This window comes from Virgibacillus sp. FSP13 (assembly GCF_054048505.1).
In genome coordinates, this window is record NZ_JBSVKG010000043.1 from 1 (window position 1) to 12,763 (window position 12,763).

Sequence of the window (12,763 nt, forward strand, 5' to 3'; positions counted from 1 at the left end):
GACACTACATAAAAAACGTCCTTTAGAATACCTGTTCATTTTTCATCAACATTTCTATTTGAATAGTTAATTTATGCGGGTGTAGTTTAGTGGTAAAACCTCAGCCACGAGCGTTACTTCTACCGAATAAACTACGAGTTGCCTCGAAGCATATACATCCTTGAATATGCTAGTAGATGCAGAGGCATGCCTTTCGTGAGAGTCATTATTTTAAACACAATATATTATATGCGGGTGTAGTTTAGTGGTAAAACCTCAGCCTTCCAAGCTGATGTCGAGGGTTCAATTCCCTTCACCCGCTCCATTACTATATCTGGGCCTGTAGCTCAGCTGGTTAGAGCGCACGCCTGATAAGCGTGAGGTCGGTGGTTCGAGTCCACTCAGGCCCATTACTGCACGTTGATTCGTCAAATATTTAGTTTGTTAATATAATATCAATGAGCCTTATTCGGCTGAGGCGCCATAAAAAAGATTACAATATATATTGTAATCTTTTTTTTCCCCCTTTGATCATAGTAACTGCAAACCTAAACGCAGACTTTAATTTAATCATAAAACATATTTTCTACTATAGTTTATTCGTAAATTTCCTATTGATAGTTGTCCTCTTGTTTGGTTTAACGAAGAGATAATAGCGTTTAAGACTAGCGTGAGTTCGAAATTTGGTATCAAGCCCGAACATAAAAATGTCAAGGTAAGTAATAGGGGGACTGCTGTATTTTTTCCGCCCTATCTAAATATTTTCTTTTGGATATATAGAAAACTTCTTCAGTTCTCTAATCACACGCGAAATAGGCAACCCCATGACAGTGTGGTAATCGCCAATAATTTGTTTAACAAACATTGCTCCGAGACTTTGAATTCCATATGCCCCTGCTTTATCGTACGGTTCATCCGTTGAGACATTACCAATCTATTTCCTCTTTAGATAAGGGCCAAAATTCAACCTGTGTTCGTTCAACAAATACAATTTCACCATCAAGAGAGCGTATCATGACACCGGTAAATACCTCGTGTACGTTTCCGCTTAATGCAGCGATCATTTGTGCAGCATTTTCCTTATTCTTTGGTTTTTCAAATATCGCTTGATTATAGGAAACAACGGTATCAGCAGATAAGATCACTTCGTCCTTATGCTCAATAGGAACATTTTGGCCTTTTCGTAAGGCTAGTTGTTTTACTTTTTCTAAGGGGTCACTTGTTTTAATTAGAGATTCATCTACGTTTGGTTTTCGAATAATAAAGGGAATCTTGACCTGGTTTAAGAGCTCCTGTCTTCGTGGTGACGATGATGCTAGGATAAGTTTTTTTGTCAAATGTTATTTCTCCTTTATGGATGATTTGGGTATCTCAATCTAATGAGAGGGGTTGTGAAGTTTCTATCCACTGATGGAAGGTTTAAGATTTTATTGCTGTTTTACAAAACCATCTTCTTAACGATGGTATCTTTTTCAGCCATTTTACGCAATGTTTCCTCAACAGCGTAGGAATAATCCTTTATATCTTTATGTGATATATGGTTTTAGACTAACTAATATTTAACCCAAATGTTTATATTTTAAAAACAATTCGTCCCCCAAGAAAGCAATCCATGAAGGTTCTTTTCACTAACTCTATTATCACCCCCATATGGTACCCGAAAAAAGTTTGTTATAATAGAAACCTAGTCTTATAAACAAGCACTTTTAAAAAATGAAAAATAAGAGGATATAACGATGACAGAACAAACTTACTTTTACAGTTTTCTTGAACACTATTCAAAGGAACTTGCCTATGTGGCGCGTGAATTAGAAAATAGTATATTTACCAGTCCGCGTACCATGTTGACGCATGCCCGGACTTTTACGGAAGCGATCATTAAAAAGGTGTTGATCACAGAAAAACTAAATAAAGAAATACAAACAAACCTAGTTGATCAGCTTGAGTTATTGGATGATCACGGTATTATCAAACCAGAAGTCCGGGATGCATTGCACGTCGTAAGGATGAATGGCAACAAGGCAGCGCACGACGTCCGGCAATTTCGCTATTCGGAGGCATTGCTTTCGTGGGAGGCAATATACACGATCGTGAAATGGTATATCGAGGTGTATGGCCCAATTGAGATGAAAGTACCTGCTTATAGGGATCCGCAACCAAAACAAAAGGAAGCATATGATATGGCTGAATTGCAAGTGCGCCTCGGCAACTTGGAGCGGCTGCTTACAACTTCGATTCAAAATTTGCATTCGAATGAGCAAACGGACGCTGACACTGAGATGGCAGCTTCTAGCATGGATACGGATCAAATCGACACGACCCATAACGAGGCGGAAAAACTAGCACCAGGTCTAACGGCGATCCGGGAAATTACATACCAAGGTGATGCGGTTGAAGTCCCTTATTTTTTAAGGGATGCTTTTCTGTTGCCACAACGGTTTGCCAAATCAGAGCGGTTTCTCGTACGGCTTGGGGCTGAAGAACAAGCACGGATTATGAGCGAACTTCCTGCAGATTTAGAAGGGATCCATAAACACGTGAAGCGTTACAATGAGTCAAATGACAAGGCATTGTTTGACGAATTGCAAGTGTATATAGAAGAGGAAAAAAGTCGTCGCAAATTAATGCTAGAAAGACCTGGGGAGCTTTTTTTCTTCTATAAAGATGATTATATTGTCGTTACAGAAGAGTTGTCGCAAATTTTGTTAACGAAAGAAGAATTTACGGGGATCCCAAGTCTTCTGCGCCAGTTAAATGCGGATGGTATCCATCAGGTTGGCCAGTTACCGCAAGAGCTTGTGATATTGGCTAAGTATAAGAATGTTGGAATTGGGACCGTGGAAAATTTGTTTGAGCAGTTGAAAGAGAAGTAGTGGTTAATCGTCACATGAAGTACTTTTATTAGTGATTCATGTGACGATTAGAGGAGATTATAAAAGAGTCATCTTCCCCTATATGAAAGATGGATCTTTTACTTGTACATCATTCACTTGTTTGTTTTTGCCCTTGAATGCTAGGAAATTCATTCTTTGCAAAGCTGGCGAAATAATCTAGAGAGGTAGGATTAGCCATTGCATCTCTTTTCGCAGCTTGCGTCTCTGGTACTCCGGTGATGATTTTTCGGATTGGAACTTCCATTTTCTTTCCAGTGAGTGTATATGGCACTTGCTGAATTTGGTATATTTCGTCTGGCACATGTTTTGGTGAAAATAAGGTACGAATCTTAGCCTTAATCTTTTTCTTTAATGCTTCATCAAATTCAATTCCTTGTTTCACGACAACGAATAATGGCATAAATGAGCGACTGTTGGATAGGTCCAAGTTAATGATGATGCTGTCCTGAATTTCATCTAGTGACTCAACTGCAGCATAGATCTCGCTCGTTCCCATCCGTACACCATTTCGATTCAAGGTAGAATCCGATCGCCCGTAAATGATACAGGTTCCTCGTGACGTTATTTTTAAATTATCACCTTGTCGCCAAATTCCCGGATAAGTGTCATAATAGCTGTCAATTAATCGTTTGTTACCTTCATCATTCCAGAAGTAAATCGGCATGGATGGCATTGGCTGCAGTACGACCAACTCACCTACATCGTCTGTGATCGATTTGCCATCATCTGTATAGGAATGCACATCCACACCAAGGCCACGAACCTGCATTTCACCGGCATAGACAGGCTCGATCGGTACACCAGTAACAAATCCTGAGCAAATATCCGTTCCACCACTTTGCGAGGAAAGCCATAAATCTTCCTTCACATTCTCATAGATCCACTCAAACACTTCGGGACTTGCTGGTGCGCCACTTAACACAATGGATTCCAAATTCGATAAATCGTATGTTTCCATTGGCGATAAGCCAGCTTTTTTCATTAAGTTCACATACATTGGACTTGCCCCAAATGAAGTTGTTTTCGTTTTTGCTGCGATTTCCCAAAGCCTGCCTAGATGCGGATATCCTGGGTTTCCATCATATAAAATAAGCGCAGAGCCTGTGAGTAATCCACTCGTCAGGATATTAAACATCATCCATCCGGTAGTTGTGTAAAAAAGTAAACGGCTTTCAGGGCCGAGGTTTGCGTGTAGTGTTAGGATTTTATAGGATTCTAGTAAAATCCCACCATGGCTATGTACAATGGCCTTTGGTACACCTGTTGTTCCGGATGAATACATGATTTGTATTGGATGATCAAATGGAACCTTTTCAAATTCAAATTGTGAAAACGGGATTTCTGGTTGATTAAGCAAATCACTCCAAATCATTGCATTTTCACGGGGACCCTTTCGATCATTTTCAAATAAATATGGAACGTGCACAATATGCTCTGCACTTGGCAGGTATTGAACAATGTTACGAACTTCTTCTCTACGGTCAAAAGTTTTACCAGCATATTTGTAGCCGTCGATGGTGAATAATACTTTGGGTTCAATTTGCTGTAAGCGATCTAGCACACTTTTGCTTCCAAAGTCTGGCGAACAACTAGACCATACAGCACCAATACTCATTGAAGCCATCATCGCAACAACGGTTTCCGGTATATTTGGAAGATATGCCGCAACACGATCTCCTCGTTTCACACCCATTTTTCTCAATTCATTTGCAAGGATCAACACTTGTTTCTTAAATGTACCCCACGTCATTTCATCAAGTGGACGAATTTCCGATTCATGGAAAATCGCAACTTTATCAGGCTCACCTTGTCGCATAATATGTTCAACATAGTTCAAAGTCGAACCCGGAAACCACCTTGCATCAGGCATTTCTTTGTTTTCTAACACACATTGATAAGGTGTGGCAGACTCTACCTGAAAATATTCCCAAATAGATTCCCAAAATGCTTCCAGTTCATTTACAGACCAGTGCCAAAGTGCATTATAATCGCTGAAGTCCAATTCTTTCGTGTCCTTCAGCCAATTCATGTATTTCGTAATATTCGCCTTTTCTTTATAGGACGCACTTGGCTTCCATAATACTTCTCCTTCTGCTACCATCCCGGTTCCCCCTTGTATTTGAAACATCGATATGTGAAGCTTATAAACTTAATTCATGATGAGAAAAATCTTATAGAGTGAATCCGCCTTCAATAAACTTTATAGAATATTAGTCCTATTAGTTATCTTATGGTTTATTTGAAAGGACGTCAATAATATAATTCGTACAAATCCAAGCGTTTCATTTAACCGTCTTGTGAACAAAAGCAACCCAATAGCTGAATATCTAGGTTTACTAGTTTCTTTGCTTGAGAAGCCCAATGAAAACCCTAAGCATATGACTTAATTTTAAACCAACCGAGACAAGCAACCTCTCCAGTTTCCTGCTTTGTAAATATACTAATATATAAATATTCTACGAAGGGAGGGAATTTATATGCTGCGCATTGAAGATATGATGTGTATTGAAAGAAAGCACGGGTGTTTTTTTCTACGGATTACAATTGATATCTTGGGTAAAAAACTAACATTGCGAAAACCTATTCCAGCTAAAAAAGCCAAACTATTAAGAGCTATAGGCATTCCAGATTGCTCTGTTTCTCCTGTTTGTGATGTCCTTGCATATGTGCCAAATCGTTTTGATGACACAGTTTCAGTAATCAATACCACCACAAATACAGTGATTGCAACCGTTCCTGTTGGGTCGACTCCAGAATATGCTGCAACTAAACCGGATGGGACACGCGCTTATGCCACTAATGCGTCCGGTAACACAATATCTATTATTGATACAGCTACCAACGCGGTTATTGCAACCGTTCCTGTTGGGACACAGCCTTCAAAAATTGCAGTTACGCCGAATGGAACTCGCGTATACGTCATAAATATGGTCAGTAATTCGGTCTCGGTTATTAATACGGCGACCAATACCGTTGTTGCAACCATTCCTGTCGGGGTATTGCCGGTCGATATTGCAATCACTCCAGACGGGACACGAGCATATGTCACTAACGGGAATAGTAACACTGTTTCGGTTATTGATACGACCACCAATGCAGTGACCGCCACAGTACCAGTTGGGGTAACCCCAGTGGTTGTTACGATTACCCCTGACGGAACACGCGCCTATGTTGGGAATTCAAATGGTCAGACGGTTTCTGTCATTGATACTGCCACTAATACAGTGATCGCATCAGTTCCAGTCGCACATAACCTCACTGAAATTGCAATTACGCCGAATGGGAACCGGGCATATGTAATCGCTCGAACCAATGGAATAATTTTTGTTATTGATACAGTAACCAATACAGTCATTACGACGATTAATATTCCAGGCGCACCGAATGATATTGCTATCACTCCAGACGGCACGACCGGTTATATATCGCGGGATAATGTCACGAACGCTTCCGCAATTAGTACCATTACTAATACGGAGATTGCGAGCATTCCTGTTGGAGATTACTCTATTGACGTTGCCATTACTCCAGACGGAACCCAGGCTTATTTTACACATTTATTTAATAATGAAGTATCAGTGGTTGACACAGCAACAAACACAGTAGTTGCTGTGGTTCCTGTTGGAAGAAGCCCTCAAGGAATAGCTTTTGCAACCGTGTGTAGTGGCTAAACGCACAGCTATGTTATCTGAAAAACGGTATTAGTTTTCATTCAAGAAACTCTCAAACATTCAATTTAAAAGTTTGGGAGTTTTAATAAATAGAGGTTTGTAAATTATAGTAAATAATAAAAAGGTTGAGTAAGGTCTTAACTTCGAATTACAACAATCTCCATCAGCTTCTTATGAAACAAAACAAAGACCAAATCATTATGTGATTTGGTCTGCCAATTGGTATGTTATTTCATATGTTTGTCTAATGTAACGCGCTACTTAAACAAAGGAAAGGTTCTTTATTCATGATCTTCTTCCTGTATGCGTCTAAAACCTTCCTGTTGAAGATAGTCAATCGCGCCATTTAGTGTTGCGTAGGATCCGTCCAACATTTCTCCCGCATAAATATTCCATGTGTCATATTCATTAACTAATTTAAGGGTTTGATTTTCAGCATTTATCCATGTTTCTTCAAAAGGTTCCTGTTCAGACAGCGATGCAATAGATTGGTTTATTATGTCATGAAGTTCTTCCTCTGTAAAATCACGTATGTTTACCATCCCTTTAGAATCGGTAGGATAGTCAGCATCGATTAGTTCAGCATAGACAAATCCGTTCCCGTTTGGATGCAGACGATACACCACGACTTTTTTCTCCATCACACTTTCTTCAAAGTGAAAATTAACACGTCCAAGTGATACGTCATGACGCTGTAATTCAGGAAATGATTCAATAATTGCTAGTTTTTCTTCAAATGTAAGCATGTTACCTCCATGTTGGGTTGTTATTTATGATCTTTTTTCTATTGTACCACTTTTGGGTTTTGGGGATACTTGGGGGACATTCATATTTGACTATTGGCTAAAATTAATGCATTGCTAGTGACCTAAATTCACCTAATTATTTTCAAATCTGAAATAAAGTATATGAAAGTCCACATTATCTTGGATTTTGAGATGGGTTAATTTAATATTTGATAACTGGGATAATGTGCTTATTACATGAATGCAACGCAATGAAATTTTGCTATGCATAATTCTAGACGAAGGTATTTAATAAATTCCTATATAACATACACGAGTTCCCATCAAGCATTTGGGTTGTACCAACAATTTTTTCAACTCTTTAATTTTCTACAAGCATTGATGTATAATCAATTAAGGAATAATTTATAGGAGAGAAAACAATTGGAGAAAAAGAACATACACGTAGTCGGTGCTGTAATAGTTAATGATGACAAGATTCTTTGTGCGCAAAGAGGGGAAACAAAAACACTGTCCTACAAATGGGAGTTCCCAGGTGGTAAGGTCGAACAAGGTGAGACCTCAAAAGAAGCTTTGCAGCGAGAGATTGAGGAAGAAATTCATTGTAACATTGAAGTTGGGGATCAAGTGGACCATACAGTTTACGAGTATGATTTTGGTATTGTTCACTTAACCACTTATTATTGCACGCTCTTAGAAGGAAAACCATTCTTAACGGAACACAAATCGATTAAATGGTTGCCAAGAGAAGAGCTTCCCATGCTTGATTGGGCTCCAGCAGATATTCCTGCAGTAGAGAAACTAGCAAAAGGATAGAAGCAATATTTTTAGGAGTGGAATGAGTGTTTGGGGTGAATAAATATCTAATGTGTAAAGAAAATAAATTAATTATTAATTCGGAGCAAACAAATCTTTTAAAAGAATTAACTTCTTCGCTAGATACATGTAAAAGATTTTACTTTAGTGTAGCTTTTGTAAATTTTAGTGGTTTACAGTTGCTTCTTGATGCCTTAAAGGAGGCCAAACATAGAGGTGTTGTTGGGAAGATTATTACATCTACCTATTTAAACTTTACAGAACCTAAAGCATTAGAAAGGTTAAGAGAGTTTAAGAATCTATCTACCAAAGTTTTTGTGACTGATCGAAATATTGGTTTTCATACCAAAGCCTACATATTCGAGTACGAAGATTATTTTAAGGTTATGGTTGGTTCATCAAACATAACACAAGCAGCTTTGAAAAGTAATGTAGAATGGAATGTGGAGATTATTTCAAAAAGTGACGAAACTTTTATTCAACAAGTTATTTCCGAATTTAATGCATTGTGGGATACTAGTACTTTCGTAAATGATTTCATTCTACAGGATTACAAGCAATTCTTCGAAGATCTTAAGCAGGTATCGTTATCGCGATCAGTTATTTATGAAAAGTCAGAGTATATAGTGCCTAACTCTATGCAACAGCGAGCAATGGAAAACCTGGAAAGGCTTCGGACGATTGGGGAAAATAAAGCACTTGTCATAGCCGCAACGGGTACAGGTAAAACATATATGTCTGCGTTTGACGTAAAAAAAGAAAAGCCTAAAAAACTTCTATTTATCGTTCATCGAGAAGAAATATTAACAAAGGCAATGGAAACGTATAAAAAGCTGCTCCCAAATAAGGATATTAAATTCGGAATGCTGACAGGTACAAGAAAAGACTTTAATGCTGATTATATTTTCGCAACGATTCAAACGATATCTAGATATTATAATCGTTTTGACCAAAATAAGTTTGACTATATTATTTATGATGAGGCACATCATGTAACTGCAGATACTTACCAACAAGTAATTGACTACTTTGAGCCTAAATTTATGTTAGGGATGACTGCTACACCAGAACGTGGGGATAGTCGTTCTATCTTGGAACTTTTTGATTTTAACGTTGCACTTGAAGTACGCCTGCATGACGCACTGGAAGATAATATTGTTGTTCCATTTCATTATTTTGGAATAACAGATATTGATGAAGTTGATCTTAGCGATGTATCGGTTGATGATATTGATGAAATTACGAAGCGACTTAAAGTAAACGAACGAGTAGACTTCATTGTGGAGAAAATGAAGTTTTACGGGTATGACGGCAAGGTGCGTAAATGCTTGGGATTTTGTGCTAGTAGAGAACATGCTCGTTATATGGCAGATGAATTTAATAAACGAGGAATTCCAAGTACTTACTTATCTGGCAGGGATTCGATTTGTGTTAGACAGGCCGCGATTGACGAACTTGAAGATGAGGGGAATGCACTCCAAGTTATTTTCACTGTAGATATTTTTAATGAAGGGGTAGACATTCCTTCCGTTAATACAGTTTTGATGCTTCGTCCAACAAATTCACCTATAATATTTATTCAACAATTAGGGCGTGGCTTGAGAAAACACCAGGACAAATCCTTTTTAACAGTACTAGACTTTATTGGTAATCATACGAAGGCTTTTCTCATTGCGATTGCGTTGAATGGTAGTCGCTATTATGATAAAGAGAGTTTGAAAGTGGCGATTTCAACAGGTTTTGCCCATCTTCCGGGTGCTACACATATCCAAATGGATAAAATATCACAAGAGCGTATTTTAGAGCAAATAGATCAGGAGAAGTTTACTTCCATGAAATATTTAAAAGAGGAATATTATGAGTTTAAAAAAATGAATAGTGGTCGTGTTCCAGACTTATTGATGGACTATTATAAATTTGACGGGGCGCCTGATCCAATTAAATTTATCACTAAGGAGAAGTCATATTTAAGATTTATTGCGAAAGTAGAAAAAGATCAACAGATTAAACAATTACTTGTCAATGAGTCATTTGAAAACACGCTGAAATGGCTATCTGGGATGATGCCGCTGAAGAGGATTTATGAATTTGTTATTTTAAATTATTTGTTTGATCATAGTGGAGTGACATTTGATCAGGCTAGAACGGAAATTAAAAAATGGGTTCTAAAGGTAGACAATGATAGTGTTCTTCATTGCATGGAATATTTAAACCAAGACTTTTTTGATAATACGCAGAAAAAGAGAATACCAAAATTAGCAAATTTGACGGATGGGATATTGAATAGAACTCAGGTTTTTGAACAACTCTTAGCGAATTCTTCCTATAAGAGATATCTGTTGGATGTCGTGGATTATGGATTATTCCGATATGAAAGAGAATTTGGGAGTAAAGATTATGGAGTTCCCCACTTTAAATTGTATGAACAGTATCAGATGATGGACGCAGCTTTACTTTCAAATTTTAGAAAAAGTCATAGTTCGTACCGAGGCTCCGGACTACTAACAAATGGTAATGACTATTTTCTTTATATTGATCTGCACAAGGAAGCAGATGTAAAGGAAAGTATTAACTATAATGACAAACTTATTGATAGAGACTATTTTCAGTGGGAGACGCCTAACAATACCTCCCAAAAGTCAGAACGGGGAAAAAATATTATTTTCAACAATGAAAGGAGAATCAATCTCCATATATTCATACGGAAATATAGAGAGATTGAGAAAAACAATGTTGAACCATATATATACATTGGAAAAGGAAATACAGTAGATTATAAGAATGAGCGTCCCATCGAAATACAATTAAAGCTAGAACATACGCTACCACCACAACTTTACACAGAACTAACAGAAAAAGTATAGCCTATTCTAAATCGAGAAGGCTATACTTCTTTTACAAGCTGTTCTACTACTGGAACGTAGGCCAGTAAATGAACGAAGACCCCGATCAACAAGAGCTTAGGTTAAAAAAGGCACAAATATATATGGACAAGCTAATGAGGGATGAAATTTTAGAAGAGATAACAAAGAGTTGTTTGATGGCTGGGATAAGTCATGAGTATATATCAGATATAGTTGATCTTCCAGATGAGAGAATTATGAAAATCAATCGGGAAGTAGAGTTGCTTCTACAAGGAGAAAAACGGGAAAAGGAAATAAACGAGAACTGGGAAATAGAACAGGAAGAGAGGGAAACGCAGCAAAGGGTAGAAGAGATTGCCCGTCGCCTTTTATCAATGGGCATGGAAATGGACTTTGTTGCGAGAACTACTGACCTGAGAAGGGATAGAATAATGGAACTCTATTATGAGATGTAATATTAATATGTGCATAATACAAGGGTGAGCAGTGATGAATAAACGTGATTACTTAATTAAGACCTTTTCACGAACTAAAAGAAAAGATTACGAGAACTATATTTTAACCGCTATCTGGCATAAGTTGAATAACATGGATCTTAAACCAGTTAGCCAACAATACATTAGGCGTAAGAATGGGAATCATGCTTTAATGGATCTTTATTTTCCACAATTACATATTGAGGTGGAAGTGGATGAAGCATACCATCAAGATAATAAAGAAGCTGACCAACTTCGAATGGATGATATTATTTCTGCTGTAAATGAGGAATCTATCAAGGACTTTTTATGCCTTAGAATTGATGCTTCCAAATCAATAGAAGTGATCAATGAGAGAATCAATGAGGTTGTGTCAATTATCAACGATAGAGCTTCAAAAACACCTTTAAAGTGGCTGACATACGAAGAGGAATTAAACCAATTGAAGCAACAAGAGTATTTGTCCATTTATGATGATATATCGTTCATGTACATAAAAGATATTGCAAATACTGTATTTGGTAAGAATTCTAAGGGATATCAAAAAAGTTACTTTAGGGTAAAAGATAATTTGTGGTTATGGTGTCCTAAACTATCAATTACTGTAGACGGGGATGCCAAATCAGCAGCTGGTGGTTGGCTTAACTTTTTGGCAGAAGATTGGTCTTACATTGATGAATCCCATCAAGATAGGGGAATAGTGGAAGAAAGGAAAAGGAAGTATATGGAGGAAGTTAATCTTGGTCGTGTAAGAGCGGTATTTGCCAAATATAAAAACAATCTTGGTTTTAATAGGTATAGGTTTGTTGGAGTTTTCAAAAGCTCTGGTCTATCCCCTGATAATGAAAATCTTATTAGATATATACGTATTGATGATAAGATAAAAATTGTGAAATAGTTCTCTTTTTCTAACCCGTCCTGTGTTAGGGCGAGGCCAATTGCAGCCTCTGCCCCCATGTCACAATTCCATTTTTAGGCGAATTAATTTCTAATAGGTACAATTTTTGCACGCCATTCGCGAACATCATTAGTATCTTCTGTATCAAGACCATCCGTGTCTCTTTTTATTTTAAACTGATAACCAAAATCAACTTCGCCTTTAATGGACGATAGATAATTGAAGGTTCCGCTCGAACAATTGAAGTTAGAACGATGTTGTGATTACGGATATGCTATATGATAATCGACAAATGCAAGGAATTTTTCACTAATTTGAAGATTATAGTGTAGCTTGGAAATAAAGTTCGATAATTTATAAAAAATTTTGATACAATTATGTTGATATGCGGGATTCTTCCGCAATCGGGCCAGATTGTT

The 12,763-nt window shown here is 37.5% G+C and carries 8 protein-coding genes, 2 tRNA genes and 1 pseudogene; 8 read left to right on the forward strand and 3 right to left on the reverse strand.

Features of this window, described 5'->3' with window-relative positions; all coding sequences use genetic code 11:
- The first annotated feature begins 230 nt into the window (after window positions 1-230).
- Together ACW2QC_RS19630 and ACW2QC_RS19635 are read left to right on the forward strand one after the other, a co-directional pair.
- Window positions 231-304, forward strand: a tRNA-Gly gene (locus tag ACW2QC_RS19630).
- Window positions 305-315: 11 nt separating this feature from the next.
- A tRNA-Ile gene (locus tag ACW2QC_RS19635) sits at window positions 316-389 on the forward strand.
- 344 nt (window positions 390-733) lie between these two features.
- On the opposite strand, the pseudogene ACW2QC_RS19640 reads toward ACW2QC_RS19635, so the two are convergent.
- Window positions 734-1,316 (reverse strand): annotated as a pseudogene (locus ACW2QC_RS19640) (Maf family protein).
- Window positions 1,317-1,715: 399 nt separating this feature from the next.
- Between ACW2QC_RS19640 and ACW2QC_RS19645 the strand changes: the two are divergent.
- Complete coding sequence (locus ACW2QC_RS19645) at window positions 1,716-2,852, forward strand: DUF4145 domain-containing protein (protein ID WP_457545623.1); 1,137 nt, start codon at window positions 1,716-1,718, stop codon at window positions 2,850-2,852.
- Between the two features lie 109 nt (window positions 2,853-2,961).
- Here the strand turns inward: ACW2QC_RS19645 and ACW2QC_RS19650 are convergent, their stop codons facing one another.
- Window positions 2,962-4,974 carry an acetoacetate--CoA ligase gene (locus ACW2QC_RS19650; RefSeq protein WP_457545624.1) on the reverse strand — a complete coding sequence of 671 codons (2,013 nt, stop codon included), beginning with the start codon at window positions 4,972-4,974 and terminating at the stop codon, window positions 2,962-2,964.
- A 376-nt stretch (window positions 4,975-5,350) separates the two neighbouring features.
- On the opposite strand from ACW2QC_RS19650, the gene ACW2QC_RS19655 reads away from it, so the two are divergent.
- Window positions 5,351-6,544, forward strand: coding sequence for a YVTN family beta-propeller repeat protein (locus ACW2QC_RS19655; protein ID WP_457545625.1), 1,194 nt, complete (start codon window positions 5,351-5,353; stop codon window positions 6,542-6,544).
- Window positions 6,545-6,825: 281 nt separating this feature from the next.
- On the opposite strand, the gene ACW2QC_RS19660 is transcribed toward ACW2QC_RS19655, so the two are convergent.
- Window positions 6,826-7,290, reverse strand: a complete 465-nt coding sequence (locus ACW2QC_RS19660) for a hypothetical protein (protein ID WP_457545626.1) — start codon at window positions 7,288-7,290, stop codon at window positions 6,826-6,828.
- Window positions 7,291-7,713: 423 nt separating this feature from the next.
- Here ACW2QC_RS19660 and ACW2QC_RS19665 point away from each other — a divergent pair, with 423 nt between their 5' ends.
- The 4 genes from ACW2QC_RS19665 to ACW2QC_RS19680 all read left to right on the forward strand — a co-directional run bounded on the left by ACW2QC_RS19665 (window position 7,714) and on the right by ACW2QC_RS19680 (window position 12,344).
- Window positions 7,714-8,106, forward strand: a complete 393-nt coding sequence (locus tag ACW2QC_RS19665; protein WP_457545627.1) for a (deoxy)nucleoside triphosphate pyrophosphohydrolase — start codon at window positions 7,714-7,716, stop codon at window positions 8,104-8,106.
- A 26-nt stretch (window positions 8,107-8,132) separates the two neighbouring features.
- Window positions 8,133-10,970 carry a DEAD/DEAH box helicase gene (locus ACW2QC_RS19670; RefSeq protein WP_457545628.1) on the forward strand — a complete coding sequence of 946 codons (2,838 nt, stop codon included), beginning with the start codon at window positions 8,133-8,135 and terminating at the stop codon, window positions 10,968-10,970.
- A 68-nt stretch (window positions 10,971-11,038) separates the two neighbouring features.
- Window positions 11,039-11,425: a hypothetical protein gene (locus tag ACW2QC_RS19675; protein ID WP_457545629.1), complete on the forward strand. Its 387-nt coding sequence runs from the start codon at window positions 11,039-11,041 to the stop codon at window positions 11,423-11,425.
- 34 nt (window positions 11,426-11,459) lie between these two features.
- Window positions 11,460-12,344, forward strand: a complete 885-nt coding sequence (locus ACW2QC_RS19680; RefSeq protein WP_457545630.1) for an AbaSI family restriction endonuclease — start codon at window positions 11,460-11,462, stop codon at window positions 12,342-12,344.
- The last annotated feature ends 419 nt before the right edge of the window (window positions 12,345-12,763 follow it).